Annotated in this window: 12 protein-coding genes; 9 read left to right on the top strand and 3 right to left on the bottom strand. The window is 70.6% G+C overall.

What is annotated here, in order from left to right:
* Positions 1 to 17 precede the first annotated feature (17 nt).
* From ribH to LRD69_RS03475, 6 genes are all read left to right on the top strand, one after another.
* A complete protein-coding gene (gene ribH, locus LRD69_RS03500; RefSeq protein WP_030919009.1) occupies positions 18 to 503 on the top strand; it encodes a 6,7-dimethyl-8-ribityllumazine synthase in 486 nt (161 codons plus the stop codon).
* A 35-nt stretch (positions 504 to 538) separates the two neighbouring features.
* Positions 539 to 811, top strand: coding sequence for a phosphoribosyl-ATP diphosphatase (locus tag LRD69_RS03495; protein ID WP_018524273.1), 273 nt, complete (start codon positions 539 to 541; stop codon positions 809 to 811).
* Positions 812 to 884: 73 nt separating this feature from the next.
* Positions 885 to 1,733, top strand: a complete 849-nt coding sequence (hisG, locus tag LRD69_RS03490; RefSeq protein WP_277325073.1) for an ATP phosphoribosyltransferase — start codon at positions 885 to 887, stop codon at positions 1,731 to 1,733.
* Between the two features lie 92 nt (positions 1,734 to 1,825).
* Positions 1,826 to 2,284: a PH domain-containing protein gene (locus tag LRD69_RS03485; RefSeq protein WP_277325072.1), complete on the top strand. Its 459-nt coding sequence runs from the start codon at positions 1,826 to 1,828 to the stop codon at positions 2,282 to 2,284.
* A gap of 184 nt (positions 2,285 to 2,468) precedes the next feature.
* Positions 2,469 to 3,839 carry a hemolysin family protein gene (locus LRD69_RS03480; RefSeq protein ID WP_277325071.1) on the top strand — a complete coding sequence of 457 codons (1,371 nt, stop codon included), beginning with the start codon at positions 2,469 to 2,471 and terminating at the stop codon, positions 3,837 to 3,839.
* Positions 3,836 to 4,948 (top strand): hemolysin family protein, encoded by a 1,113-nt coding sequence (locus tag LRD69_RS03475; protein ID WP_277325070.1) that lies wholly within the window; start codon positions 3,836 to 3,838, stop codon positions 4,946 to 4,948. Before LRD69_RS03480 ends, LRD69_RS03475 begins: the two co-directional genes overlap by 4 nt.
* A 145-nt stretch (positions 4,949 to 5,093) precedes the next feature.
* Here the strand turns inward: LRD69_RS03475 and LRD69_RS03470 are convergent, their stop codons facing one another.
* Both LRD69_RS03470 and LRD69_RS03465 read right to left on the bottom strand, forming a co-directional pair.
* Positions 5,094 to 7,013, bottom strand: coding sequence for an AAA family ATPase (locus LRD69_RS03470; RefSeq protein ID WP_277325069.1), 1,920 nt, complete (start codon positions 7,011 to 7,013; stop codon positions 5,094 to 5,096).
* 358 nt (positions 7,014 to 7,371) lie between these two features.
* Positions 7,372 to 8,001, bottom strand: a complete 630-nt coding sequence (locus tag LRD69_RS03465) for a hypothetical protein (RefSeq protein WP_277325068.1) — start codon at positions 7,999 to 8,001, stop codon at positions 7,372 to 7,374.
* A gap of 174 nt (positions 8,002 to 8,175) precedes the next feature.
* Here LRD69_RS03465 and LRD69_RS03460 point away from each other — a divergent pair, with 174 nt between their 5' ends.
* Positions 8,176 to 9,540: a peptidase C39 family protein gene (locus tag LRD69_RS03460; protein WP_277325067.1), complete on the top strand. Its 1,365-nt coding sequence runs from the start codon at positions 8,176 to 8,178 to the stop codon at positions 9,538 to 9,540.
* Between the two features lie 117 nt (positions 9,541 to 9,657).
* Positions 9,658 to 9,807: an SCO1431 family membrane protein gene (locus LRD69_RS03455; RefSeq protein ID WP_277325066.1), complete on the top strand. Its 150-nt coding sequence runs from the start codon at positions 9,658 to 9,660 to the stop codon at positions 9,805 to 9,807.
* A 69-nt stretch (positions 9,808 to 9,876) separates the two neighbouring features.
* Here LRD69_RS03455 and LRD69_RS03450 read toward each other — a convergent pair whose 3' ends face one another.
* Complete coding sequence (locus LRD69_RS03450; RefSeq protein ID WP_277325065.1) at positions 9,877 to 11,142, bottom strand: glycoside hydrolase family 18 protein; 1,266 nt, start codon at positions 11,140 to 11,142, stop codon at positions 9,877 to 9,879.
* A gap of 385 nt (positions 11,143 to 11,527) precedes the next feature.
* On the opposite strand from LRD69_RS03450, the gene LRD69_RS03445 reads away from it, so the two are divergent.
* Complete coding sequence (locus tag LRD69_RS03445) at positions 11,528 to 12,700, top strand: acyl-CoA dehydrogenase family protein (RefSeq protein ID WP_277325064.1); 1,173 nt, start codon at positions 11,528 to 11,530, stop codon at positions 12,698 to 12,700.
* Positions 12,701 to 13,000: the final 300 nt, after the last annotated feature.

Below are 13,000 nucleotides of genomic sequence, written 5' to 3'. Positions count from 1 at the left end.
CGATCGGTAGGAGAGACATGAGCGGCAAGGGCGCACCCGAACTGTCCGTACGCAACTGCGGTGACCTGCGAGTGGCGGTGATCGCCGCCCAGTGGCACGAGAAGGTCATGGACGGGCTCGTCGACGGCGCGCTGCGCGCCCTGCACGACCTCGGCATCGATGAGCCGACCCTGCTCCGGGTCCCCGGCAGCTTCGAACTCCCGGTCGTCGCCAAGGTGCTGGCCGGCCGCGGCTACGACGCGATCGTCGCCCTCGGCGTGATCATCCGCGGCGGCACTCCCCACTTCGAGTACGTGTCCCACGGCGTGACCAACGGCCTCACCCAGGTCGCCGTCGACACCGGGGTCCCGGTCGGCTTCGGCGTACTGACGTGTGACACCGAGGAGCAGGCGCTCGACCGGGCCGGTCTCGAAGGGTCCAACGAGGACAAGGGGCACGAAGCGGTCACCGCCGCCGTCGCCACCGCTGCCACGCTGCGTACCGTCAGCGAGCCCTGGCGCTGAGCGAGGGGGTGGCACCCCGTACTCTAAGAAGCATCATGGCGAACAAAACCTTCGAAGAGCTCTTCGCCGAGCTGCAGCTCAAGGCCGCCAACGGCGACCCCTCCACCTCCCGCACCGCCGAGCTGGTGGACAAGGGGGTCCATGCCATCGGCAAGAAGGTCGTCGAGGAGGCCGCCGAAGTCTGGATGGCCGCCGAGCACGAGAGCAAGGACGCCGCCGCCGAGGAGATCTCGCAGCTGCTGTACCACGTCCAGGTGATGATGGTCGCCCGCGGGATCTCTCTCGACGACGTCTACGCCCATCTCTGAGTACGACTTCTCCACTGCCCCGACCTTCGCACGTCCGTACACGACTCCCTCCTCGCAAAGGAAACCTGACCTCATGCTGCGCATCGCCGTCCCCAACAAGGGTTCACTCTCCGGGCCTGCGATGGCGATGCTCCATGAGGCCGGCTACCAGCAGCGCAAGGAGTCGAAGGAACTCGTCCTCGTCGACCCCGAGAACGAGGTCGAGTTCTTCTACCTGCGGCCTCGCGACATCGCGATCTACGTCAGCTCCGGCCGTCTCGACATCGGCATCACGGGACGCGACCTGCTGCTGGACTCCGGAGCCGACTCCGAGGAAATCCTCCAGCTCGGCTTCGCCCGCTCCACCTTCCGTTACGCCACCAAGCCCGGCACGGCCCACGGCCCGCAGGACTTCGACGGCATGACGATCGCCACCTCCTACGAGGGCATCGTCGCCAAGCACCTCGCCGACGTGGGCGTCACGGCCTCCGTCGTCCACCTCGACGGCGCGGTCGAGACCGCCATCGAGCTGGGGGTCGCCCAGGTCATCGCCGACGTGGTGGAGACCGGCACCAGCCTGCGCAACGCCGGGCTCGAAGTGATCGGCGAGCCGATCATGAAGTCGGAGGCCGTCGTCATCCGCCGTACGGGTGCACCGCAGGACGACCCCAAGGTGCAGCAGTTCCTGCGCCGCCTGCAAGGCGTCCTGGTCGCCCGCAGCTACGTGATGATGGACTACGACTGCCGCGTGGAGCACCTGGAGCGCGCCGTCGCCCTCACCCCGGGCCTGGAGTCGCCGACCATCTCCCCGCTGCACCACGAGGGCTGGGTCGCCGTCCGCTCCATGGTCGCCGCCAGGGAGGCCCAGCGGATCATGGACGATCTGTACGAGCTCGGCGCCCGCGCCATTCTCACGACGGCCATCCACGCCTGCCGCCTCTGACGGGCGGACGTCCGGCGACCCACCGGGAAGCCGGCGCCTCCGCACACCGGACCCTCCGGATGCCCGACTTCACCGGAAGACAGAAGAACGCCATGCCCGCGCCCCGGCCCGAACTCCCCGCACTCCCGGTCACCTTCAGGCCGACCCGTACCCGGGTCGTCCTGCTGACCGTGGGTGTGGCGATGTTCGTCGTCATCACCGTCATCGCGATGAGCCTCGAGCAGCTGAGCCCGGGGGAGCGGAGCAGCTTCATCCTCACCGCGCTGTTCTTCCTCGCCGTGCTGGCACTGCTCAGCCGCCCCAAGGTCGTCGCCGACGACCACGGGGTGACCGTGGTAAATCTCACCCGCACCCGACGGCTGTCCTGGGCGGAGATCGTCCGCGTCAACCTGCGCGTGGGAGACCCGTGGGTCTTCCTCGACCTCAGCGACGGGACTAGCATGCCGGTCCTCGGTATCCAGCCCGGAATCGCCAAGGAACAGGCCATCCGCGACGCCGGTACGCTCCGTGCGCTCGCCGAGAACCACGGCACGGGTACCGACAACGGCTGAGCCCCCTGCCCCGCAGGGCCACTTCTTGATTACTCTGGAGGTCGGTGGCGCCCCGTGCGCCCCGCCCCGCACCGAGGGCCCTTGAGGCCGGCGGGGCTTTCCTTCGACCCAAGGAGTGACTCCCTCCAGCAATGGACGGATCGTCCGGTAGTACCTGCGCCGCCCCTTCCCAGGAGGCGGCGGCATGACCACCCCCCTGCTGCTCCTCAGTGCGGCATTCCTTCTCATCCTCGCCAACGGATTCTTCGTGGCAGCCGAGTTCGGGCTCGTCACGGTCGAGCGGCCGGACGCCGAGCGCGCCGCCGCCGAGGGCGACCGGCGGGCCCGTACCGTCGTCGACGCCCTGCGCGAGCTCTCCTTCCAGCTCTCCGGCACCCAGCTCGGCATCACCATCACCTCACTGGTCGTCGGCATGCTCGCCGAACCGGCCCTCGCCCAGCTGCTGGCCGGCCCGCTCACCGCGACCGGACTCCCCGGCGGGGCCGTGCCGGGTGTCAGTGTGGTGATCGGGATGCTGATCGCCTCCGCGGTCCAGATGGTGATCGGCGAGCTCGTACCGAAGAACTGGGCGGTCTCCCGGCCGCTCCAGGTCGCCCGGTTCGTCGCAGGCCCCCAGCACCGCTTCGCCAGTGCGCTGCGGCCCGTGATCACCCTGCTGAACACCGCCGCCAACCGGCTGGTACGGCTGCTCGGGGTCGAGCCCACCGACGAGCTGGCCTCCGCCCGCACCCCCGGTGAACTGGTCTCCCTGGCCCGTCACTCGGCCGAGGCCGGCACCCTCGAACAGGACACCGCCGATCTCTTCGTACGGACCCTGTCGCTCGCCGGACTCACCGCGCAGCACGTGATGACGCCGCGCGTGAGGGTCAGTGCCCTGCAGTCGACCGCGACCGCGGCGGACGTCCTCAACCTCACCCGCGCCACCGGCCTCTCCCGGTTCCCGGTCTACCGGGACCGGATCGACGAGGTCGTCGGCATGATCCACCTCAAGGACGCGCTCGCCGTACCCGCACAGGAGCGGCTGCGCACCACGGCCGGACGGATCGCCGTACCGCCCCTCCTCGTACCCGAGACCCTGCCCGTCGAACAGCTGCTCCAACGCCTGCGCAACGAGCAGCCGATAGCCGTCGTGGTCGACGAGTACGGCGGCACCGCCGGAGTCGTCACGCTCGAGGACATCATCGAGGAACTCGTCGGCGAGGTCAGGGACGAGCACGACGCGGAAGGCGCCGACCGGCCCGAACTGGTGGCCGCGGCCCCGGAGGACGGCCGTCCCGCCTGGGACGCCGAAGGCAGCTGCCGGGTCCTCACCCTGCGCCGGATAGGTCTCGACGTCCCCGAAGGACCGTACGAGACGGTGGCCGGACTGGTCGCCGACCTCCTCGGACGGATCCCCGCCCCCGGAGACCGGGCCGAACTGCCGGGCTGGCGGATCTCGGTCCGTGAGGTCGGTCACTACCGTGCCGAACAGGTGCGCTTCGTACGCACCGCCGATGAGACCGAAACGGTCGACGTGCCGTCGGTGGACCGCGGCGTCCTGGAGGTCGCGCGATGAGCATCGTCCAACTGCTCTTTGCCGGGCTCCTCGTGCTGGCGAACGGTTTCTTCGTGGGCGCCGAGTTCGCGCTCGTCTCCGTACGCCGCAGCCAGATCGAGCCCCTTGCGGCGACCGGGTCGGGCAGGGCCCGCCAGGTGCTGTACGGGCTGGAGAACCTGCCGCAGATGATGGCCGCCGCCCAGTTCGGCATCACCGTCTGTTCACTGACCCTGGGCGCGGTCGCCGAACCGACCGTCGCCCATCTGCTGGAGCCGGTCTTCCACGCGGCGCATCTGCCCGAGGGCCTCGTTCACCCGCTCGGCTACGTGCTGGCACTGGTCTTCGTGGTCTTCCTCCATCTCGTCATCGGCGAAATGGTTCCGAAGAACCTGGCCATGGCGGCGCCGGAGAAGACCGCGCTCTGGCTCAGCCCCGGCCTGGTCGGCTTCGCCCGGCTCTGCCGCCCGGTCACCACCGCGCTGGGCGCCTGCGCCCGGCTGGTGCTCCGGCTCTTCCGCGTCGAGCCCAAGGACGAGGTCGAGGCCGTCTTCACCAGCGAGCAGCTCAACCGGCTCGTCGAGGACTCCGGACAGGCCGGGCTGCTGGAACCCGAGGCGCAGGAACGGCTGGAGGACGCACTGGAGCTGGGCAGCAGGCCGGTCACCGATGTGCTGCTCGACCGGGCCAATCTGGTGACGGTGGACCCGTCGGTCACCCCGCACCGGATCGAGGAACTGACCGTACGGACCGGCTATTCGCGGTTCCCGGTCTGCGCGGAGGGCGGCGGCCCGTTCATGGGCTATCTCCACGTCAAGGACGTCCTCGACCTGGAGGACGGCGAACGGGCCGTTCCGCAGCACGTGTGGCGCCCGATGGTGACACTGCGGGCCGAACTGCCCCTGGACGACGCGCTGACGGTGATGCGCCGGGCGGCCACCCATCTGGCCCAGGTCGCCGACGCGTCGGGCCGGGTGCTCGGGCTGGTGGCGATGGAGGACGTCCTGGAAATGCTGGTGGGTGAGGTACGCGACCCGGCACACCGGGTCTCGGTGCCCCGCCGCACGGTCGACGTGGCACCGGTGTCCGCGGGCCCGGACGAACGTCAGCCCCTGGCGGCACGAGCCTGACGACGGGGCCCGGTCCCATCGCCGGGCGGGCGCCGCATCCCGGCCCGCCCGGCGTGCGGGGCGGCCGCGCCGAGCCCGCCCGGCGGTCGGGGACGAACCGGCCGCCGGGCGGCTCCGGTCCTCCACCTGCGACCTCCCGTCGCCGTCACAGCCCCGGCGGCTCCTGCAACCCCCGGTCCGCCGGCCCCCGGCCGGACAGCACCTCGCCGTAGGCCTGCATCAGATCCGGCAGCCGCAGCGTCGCCAGATCGTCGCGCGTGGGCACTGCCGCGTAGCCCGACAGCCGCAGATCCCGGTACGCGCAGCTCTTCTCGTACAGCGTGCGCAGAAACCGGCCGTTGCCCAGCTCGTCGATCCAGCCCTGGTCGACGACATGGCCGCTGATCGAGCGGAGCTCGTCCAGGGACTCGTCGTCCCACACGTCGTCGTTGTCGGCGGCCAGCACCTCGCCGATCGCGGTGAGCTCCAGCGGCCGGTAGCTGGGGAAGTCCACCCGGGTGGTGAAGCGGGAGGAGAGCCCGGGATTGGCGGCCAGCAGCCGGTCCATGCCCTCGGGGTAGCCCGCGAGGATGACGACGAGATGGTCCCGGTTGTCCTCGGCCCGCTTCAGAAGCACCTGCAGCGCCTCGTCCCCGTAGGCGTCACCCTTGCTGTAGCCGGAGTTGGAGAGGCTGTACGCCTCGTCGACGAACAGCACCCCGCCGAGCGCCGAGTCGATCAGCTCATTGGCCTTGACCGCGGTCTGGCCGAGGAACTCGCCGACCAGATCGGAGCGCTGGGCCTCGACCAGATGGTCCCCGCCGAGCAGCCCCAGCGCGTAGAAGACCCGGCCCAGGATCCGGGCCACCGTGGTCTTCCCGGTGCCGGAGGGGCCCGAGAAGACGAAATGCCGCTTCGGCGGCTGTACCGGAAGCCCCTGGCCGGCCCGCAGCCGTGCCATGTTCAGCTGCGCGGACAACGCCTTGACCTGGCGTTTGACGGGCTCGAGGCCGACCATTCGCTCCAGTTCCGCCAGCGCCTCGGCGAGCAGCACCGGATCGCTCGGCCCCGCGGGGAACGGCTGCCGGGAGGACTGGCCGGGCACGGCCGTCTTCTCCCGCGCCCCCGTCCCGTCGGCCGGAGGCGGCCCGCCGGCGCCCGGCAGGTTCTGCGGTTCGCCCGGCCGAAGCTCCCGGCCGTCCACCAGATCGGTGCCGAGCAGCGAGTCACCGTCCGTCTGCGCCTCCGCGACCGTGCCGTCCACCCCGAACCCGGTCAGCGACACGGCGGCGAGTCCCGACACCTCGTCGGTGCCCTCGAGACCGTCGTAGTCCGCGATGGCGGCAAGCCGTGCGGAGGTGTCCATGAACGCGGGGTCGATCCGGTGGACCGCCCGGTAGAGCGGCAGGGCGGCCGCGCTGCGGCCGGTGCCCTCGTGCGCGCGGGCCAGCCAGTACCGCAGTTCCTTGCGCTGCGGCTGTTCGCTGCGGCAGCGCATCAGCGCCGTCGAGAGCAGCGGCTCGGCCTGTCCGTACATCTCCAGCCGCACCCGCGCCATGCCGCCGAACAGCCCCGCCTCGATGCCGAGCAGCGGATCGTCGACCAGCTGCTCGGTATTGCGTACGAGCTGTTCCCAGTCCTTGACCAGATAGGACCGGCAGGCGTGCAGGAACCGAACCTGCGGGTCCGTGTCCACCGGCGGCAGCCCGGCCAACGCCCGGTCCAGCTCCGCGACATGACGCCCGTCCAGCCAGTGCGAGGCGTGCGCGAGCAGCAGATCGCGCGGGCTCTCCAGCACCGGTTGCACCCACCAGCCAAGCCAGTACCAGGAGTTGAGTGTGCGTCGATGGCGGGTGCGCTGTTCGCCGAACCGGTCGCGATGCTGGTACATCCGCAGTAACGCGGTCGTCGTGTCGATCCGCAGGGCGTGGAGGCCGAGCCAGGCGTCCGCCATACCGGGATCCAGCCGCACCGCGGTTCTGAACTCCTCTTCGGCCTGCGGATAGGCGCCCATCGTGTAGGCGTCCACGCCGCGCAGCCAGGCGAGGTCGGCCGGGGCCTGTGCGCCCTGCGTGCCGATGTCCATCAGGTCCCCCACAAGCCGTGCCCCCAGGATGTCCCGCCGCACGACCGCCCGTTGAGGCGCGCTGAACCACTGTGCCGTGGACGGGAATTGACCGCACTGAGAGGCATCGTACCTGCGCAGGGAGTGCGCGACTAAGAGCGCCGCAGGCTGAACGGTGACCGTGACCGAGGGTGAGCGGAAGTGCGTGCACGGTCGTGCGTACGGGGATGCGAGGACAGAACGAAGCCCCCGATCACGGGGGAACAACCGGGGGCTTCGTGTCTGCGGGGCTCCGAAAAGCCGCACATTGAGAACGTAGGACCTGTACCGCAGCCGGGTCAAGCGGAGTTGAGGCACTTGCGGACCGATTTCCGACTGCTCAGTATGTCGCTGCGGGAGGTTCACCGTGGGTGACGGAACGGTTCGCTCCTGCTGTCGCCCGGTGTCCCTCCAGCCACTCGTACCCCACCGGCAACTGCCGTACCAGAGCATCCGCGTACGGACGTGAGGGGTCGTCAGCGAAATGCCGCTCCTCGGCCGCCGTCCACCCGTCCCAGAAGTCCGAGAGCGCCGGCCCGTCCCGCAGGCGGCCCCGCTCCCAGGCCGCGGCGGGGCCGAGCTCCATCCACCACAGGCGCGCGAGGAACGGGCGCAGCGCCCGGCGGCCCGCCCCCACCCCCTCCATCAGCACCACGGGTGCGGGCTCCAGCGTGCGCGGCGGGCCGAACCGCCGGGTGGTCCAGTCGTACGGCGCATAGCGCGCGCTCTCGCCGCGCGACAGCGGTCCGATCACCTGGTCCCGCAACCGGTCCACCCAGGCGAACAGCTCCTCGTGCGTGGCCAGATCGTCCAGGCGCAGCACGGGCGCGTCGCCGAGCGCGGCTGCCAGCCGGGATGCGAGGGTGCTCTTGCCCGACCCCGCGTGGCCGTCGACGGCGATCAGCCGCACCGGTCCGCAGGACGGTGGCAGGGTGCGCAGCCGCGAGGCGTGTCGCGCGAGGTCGCTCATACGGCCAGCCTACGAGCCTGTCCGACGCAACCGCAGGTCACGCCAGTGGACCAGACCAATATTGGTTGCGCGGCAGCACGCGAATCGCTGGCCGAATCCGGGGGCGACCCGCAATAGTTGGCGCATTGTCGTGCACCTGCAGCCCCCTTCCCCTGACAACCGGAGGTCTTGCCCATGAACCGACCGGCCTCACGCAGAACCGTGCTGACCGCCGCGCTCGCGGCAGTGGCCGCGGCCACCGGAACGGCCTCGTCCGCCGGATCCGCGGCCGCCGCGGTCCGGTCCGCCCACCCGCGGCCCGCGCCCGCTTCTCTCGTGGACAACCGCTCCTGGAGCACGTACACCGACTGGCGCAGCGGTTCCGGTGACGGGACCCGCGCCGTGGCGGGCCGCCGGCCCGGCCTGGTGATCGCCGCCCCGCGGGGACGTACCGATTACACCGACCCGCACACCGGGAAGACCGCCACCTGGGAGTACGCCACCTGGACCTCGCCCCGGCACCTGTCCGCCGTCCCGGCGACCGAGGTCATCGCGTCCTGGAATGCGCACACGCCGGCCGGCACCTGGATCCAGATCGAGATGAGCGGCCGTTATTCGGACGCCACCGACACCCCGTGGTACGTGATGGGCCGCTGGGCGGCGGGCGACGGTGACATCCGCCGTACCTCCGTGGACGACCAGACCGACGGCAAGAGCTCCATCTGGACCGACACCTTCTCGGTGGACGACGCGGCGAGCGGGCTGCGGCTGGTCTCGTACCGGCTGCGGCTCACCCTGTACCGCACCCCGGACAGCCGGTTGACGCCCACCGTGTGGCGGCTCGGTGCGATGGCCTCGGACATCCCCGACCGGTTCACCGTGGAGCCCAGCGTCCCCGGCCTCGCCCGGGAACTGCCCGTGCCGCGCTTCTCGCAGAGCGTGCACGCCGGCCAGTACCCCGAGTACGACAACGGCGGCGAGGCGTGGTGCAGCCCCACCTCCTCGCAGATGATCATCGAGTACTGGGGCCGTAAGCCCAGCGCCGAGGACCTGGCGTGGGTGAAGCCGGACATCGCCGACCCGCAGGTGTGCCATGCGGCCCGCTTCACGTACGACTACCAGTACGAGGGCTGCGGCAACTGGCCGTTCAACGCCGCCTACGCCGCGACGTACGAGGACATGAGCGCGGTGGTGACCAGGCTCAGCTCGCTGACGGACCTGGAGACCCTGATCCGGGCCGGCATCCCGGCCATAACGTCCCAGTCGTTCCTCAAGGAGGAGCTGACCGGGGCCGGGTACGGCACCTCCGGCCACCTCATGACCGTGATCGGGTTCACGGAGGACGGCGATGTGATCGCCAACGACCCCGCTTCGCCGAGCGACGAGGCCGTGCGCCGGATCTACAAGCGCCACGAGTGGGAGACGATCTGGCTCCGCACCAAGCGCTACAACGCCAGCGGCAATGTGTCGTCCGGCACAGGCGGCGTCTGCTACCTGTACTTCCCGGCGCATCCGACACCCGCCCAGAAGCGGGCTCTGAGGGCCGTCGGCATCCGCTGACGCGGTCCGCGCTCCCGGGGACAGTGACCGATGTCATCTACCCCGGGAGCCCGTCCGGCTGGCACTGTGGACGGTCACGGGGGGACGTTCACTGCCGGAACGACCGAGCGAGATGCCATGACCGCAACCAGCGCAGCCACCGTCACTGCCCGCCGCCGTGCGCGGACGGGAGGTCCCGAGGACCGGTCCAAGCTGGTGGAGAACATCCTTGGCTGGGCGCTCGTCGTCGTCATCGCCATGTTCGTCACCCAGATCGGCCTCATGTGAGGCGCATGACGGCCACGGCAGGGCGGGAAGCCTCCGTGGCTCCCCGCCCCGGATGCCCTGCCGCCGCGGTCAGTTGATCGCGTCGATCAGCTCACCGTCACCGGTGTCGCCGCTCAACTCCCAGAAGAACGTGCCGCCCAGGCCCTGCTGGTTCTTGTAGGCCATCTTCGTGGCGATGGTGGCCGGAGTGTCGTAGCTCCACCAGTCGGTCCCGCAGTGCGCGTACGCCGTGCCCGCCACGGTGCCGTTCGCCGGGCAGCTGTTCCTGAGGACCTTGTAGTCCTCGATGCCCGCCTCGTACGTACCCGGGGCGGCGCCGGTCGCCGTACCGCCCGGCGCGTCCTGCGTCACCCCCGACCAGCCGCGGCCGTAGAACCCGATCCCCAGCAGCAGCTTCGAGGCGGGGACACCGAGAGCCCTGAGCTTGGTGAGGGCGGCGTCGGTGGTGAAGCCCTCCTTCGGAATGCCGGTGTAGGAGGTCAGCGGGGAGTGCGGGGCCGTGGGGCCCTGCGCGTCCCACGCGCCGAAGAAGTCGTACGTCATCGGGTTGTACCAGTCGACGTACTGCGCGGCGCCCCCGTAGTCGGCGGCGTCGAGACGGCCGCCGTCCGAGGCGTCGGCCGTGATCGCCGAGGTGACCAGGTTGCCGGTGCCGAACGTGGTGCGCAGCGCGGCCAGCACGTTGCCGTAGGCGTCCCGCCCGCTGGTGTCGCAGGACAGACCGCAGGCGTTGGGGTACTCCCAGTCGATGTCGATGCCGTCGAAGACATCGGCCCAACGCGGGTCCTCCACCAGGTCGTAGCAGGACCGGGCGAACGCGGCCGGGTTCTTCGCCGCCTCCCCGAAGCCGCCGGACCAGGTCCAGCCGCCGAACGACCAGATGATCTTGAGACCCGGGTGGAGTTTCTTCAGCTTGCGCAGCTGGTTGAAGCTGCCGCGCAGCGGCTGGTCCCAGGTGTCGGCGACGCCGTCGACGGACTCGCCGGCGGTGTACGCCTTCTCGTAGTCGGCGTAGCTGTCGCCCACCGCGCACTTGCCGCCGGTGACGTTGCCGAAGGCGTAGTTGATGTGCGTGAGCTTGTCGGCCGAGCCTGAGGTCTCGATGTTCTTGACGTGGTAATTGCGCTGGTAGACGCCCCATTCGGCGAAATACCCGACCACCTTGCTGCCGGCCGCCGTGGGGGCGGCTTCGGCGGGCGCGTGTGCCGCGGCGGGCTCGGCCTGGCCGGCCGACGCCGGGCCTGCGGCGCCGAGGAGGGCGGCGCCGAGCGCTGCGGTACAGACGGCTGCGGCGAGCGCCCGGAGCCGGGCGCGGGGGCGGTGAAGCACGGTCATCGTGGCTCCTCGTGGGGGAGGGGGCTTACGAGTGGGGGGACGTGCGGCGACTTCACGCGGAGTTGACATGAACGCGATGAGGCCGACTGGTGTCGAACCGTAGATGGACTAGACCAGTTGGGTCAATGGTTCGGACCATTTCGAGGGCAATCCGGGCCCGCCCGGACCTCCGGCCACATGCCCTGTCACCCCGTGACGGATACCGTCCGATCGTGCATACTCAACCCGCCACAGCCGCTGGCCAGCAGCTCTCGTAATCCGGGAGCACGGCATCGGTTGGGTAGTAGTGCTTGTCCGGGCCCCCGGTCCGGATATCCCCCGGCGGCGCCGCCCACACCCCGCGCGTGCGACCGCCGCAACGCCCGACAGGGAGGAGAGCGCCGTCATGTCCGACCGTGCCCCGCAGTTGGTGGAGCGTCGACTGCCCACCGAGGAGTCCAGGCAGCTCGTCGCGCTCGTCCGCGACATCAGTCAGCGGGAGATCGCACCGAGGGCGGCGGAGGAGGAGGACGCCGGCCGGTTCCCGCGTGAAGTCTTCACCCTGCTCTCCGAGTCCGGGCTGCTCGGTCTGCCGTACGACTCCGCCTACGGCGGCGGAGACCAGCCGTACGAGGTCTACCTCCAGGTCCTCGAAGAGCTCGCGGCCGCCCGGCTCACCGTCGGACTCGGCGTCAGCGTCCATTCGCTCTCGTGCCATGCCCTCGCCGGATACGGCACCAAGGACCAGCAGGCGGAACACCTGCCCGCGATGCTGGGAGGCGGCCTGCTGGGCGCCTACTGCCTCTCCGAGCCCGCCTCCGGCTCCGACGCGGCATCGCTGAGCACGAAGGCCGTGCGGGACGGCGACGACTGGGTCATCACCGGCACCAAGGCGTGGATCACCCACGGTGGAATCGCCGACTTCTACACGGTGCTGGCGCGTACCGGCGTCGAGGGTGCCCGCGGCATCACGGCCTTCCTGGTCCCCGGTGACGCCGAGGGGCTGAACGCGGCCCTGCCGGAGAAGAAGATGGGCATGAAGGGCTCGCCCACCGCCCAGCTGCACTTCGACGGCGTACGGGTGTCCGACGCGCGCCGGATCGGTGAGGAGGGGCAGGGGTTCGCCATTGCCCTGTCCGCACTCGACTCCGGGCGCCTCGGTATCGCCGCCTGCGCCATCGGCGTCGCGCAGGCGGCCCTCGACGAGGCCCTCGGCTATGCCACCGGGCGGCGGCAGTTCGGCCGTCCCATCGCGGACTTCCAGGGGCTGCGGTTCATGCTGGCCGACATGGCCACCCAGATCGAGGCGGGCCGGGCGCTCTACCTGGAGGCGGCCAGACTGCGTGACGCGGGCCGGCCGTTCTCCCGGCAGGCCGCCATGGCCAAGCTGTTCTGCACCGACGCGGCCATGCGGGTGACCGTCGACGCCGTGCAGGTCCTCGGCGGCTACGGCTACACGCTCGACTTCCCCGTCGAGCGGCTGATGCGCGAGGCAAAAGTGCTGCAGATCGTCGAGGGCACCAATCAGATCCAGCGCATGGTCATCGCGCGCCACCTCGCGGGTCCCGAGACGCACTGAACCGCAACGGCCGGTCCGACCACACCGGCGTCGTCATGACCCGGTTCCACTCCTGGTCGAGGCGGCCCGGCAGGGTCCGGCCGGTGGACTCCCAATGGCTCAGCATGGCCCGGTAGATGGGCGGATCGGTCGAGTGCGGCACCGCGTGTGGTGGGGACGGGGCGGACGCGGGCTGGGGCGCCGGCTGCGAACCGGGCTGCGAAACCGATTTTTCGGGGGCCGGAGCGGCGAGACGGCGGCGACCGGGTCCGGCCGTTGAGTGCAGCAGGGTCATGCCCGGCCAACGCCGCAGGGCCGGGC

Origin of the sequence: Streptomyces sp. JH14 (genome assembly GCF_029428675.1) — a bacterium.
GTDB lineage: Bacteria > Actinomycetota > Actinomycetes > Streptomycetales > Streptomycetaceae > Streptomyces.
Note: the sequence above shows the minus strand (reverse complement) of the source record. Positions and strands in the feature narration are given on the sequence as shown.

What these genes read in the sequence shown, in the direction of transcription:
- ribH (WP_030919009.1), top strand. Translation starts at nt 18, where the DNA reads ATGAGCGGCAAGGGCGCACCCGAACTGTCCGTACGCAACTGCGGTGAC.
- LRD69_RS03495 (WP_018524273.1), top strand. Translation starts at nt 539, where the DNA reads ATGGCGAACAAAACCTTCGAAGAGCTCTTCGCCGAGCTGCAGCTCAAG.
- hisG (WP_277325073.1), top strand. Translation starts at nt 885, where the DNA reads ATGCTGCGCATCGCCGTCCCCAACAAGGGTTCACTCTCCGGGCCTGCG.
- LRD69_RS03485 (WP_277325072.1), top strand. Translation starts at nt 1,826, where the DNA reads ATGCCCGCGCCCCGGCCCGAACTCCCCGCACTCCCGGTCACCTTCAGG.
- LRD69_RS03480 (WP_277325071.1), top strand. Translation starts at nt 2,469, where the DNA reads ATGACCACCCCCCTGCTGCTCCTCAGTGCGGCATTCCTTCTCATCCTC.
- LRD69_RS03475 (WP_277325070.1), top strand. Translation starts at nt 3,836, where the DNA reads ATGAGCATCGTCCAACTGCTCTTTGCCGGGCTCCTCGTGCTGGCGAAC.
- LRD69_RS03470 (WP_277325069.1), bottom strand. Translation starts at nt 7,013, where the DNA reads ATGGACATCGGCACGCAGGGCGCACAGGCCCCGGCCGACCTCGCCTGG.
- LRD69_RS03465 (WP_277325068.1), bottom strand. Translation starts at nt 8,001, where the DNA reads ATGAGCGACCTCGCGCGACACGCCTCGCGGCTGCGCACCCTGCCACCG.
- LRD69_RS03460 (WP_277325067.1), top strand. Translation starts at nt 8,176, where the DNA reads ATGAACCGACCGGCCTCACGCAGAACCGTGCTGACCGCCGCGCTCGCG.
- LRD69_RS03455 (WP_277325066.1), top strand. Translation starts at nt 9,658, where the DNA reads ATGACCGCAACCAGCGCAGCCACCGTCACTGCCCGCCGCCGTGCGCGG.
- LRD69_RS03450 (WP_277325065.1), bottom strand. Translation starts at nt 11,142, where the DNA reads ATGACCGTGCTTCACCGCCCCCGCGCCCGGCTCCGGGCGCTCGCCGCA.
- LRD69_RS03445 (WP_277325064.1), top strand. Translation starts at nt 11,528, where the DNA reads ATGTCCGACCGTGCCCCGCAGTTGGTGGAGCGTCGACTGCCCACCGAG.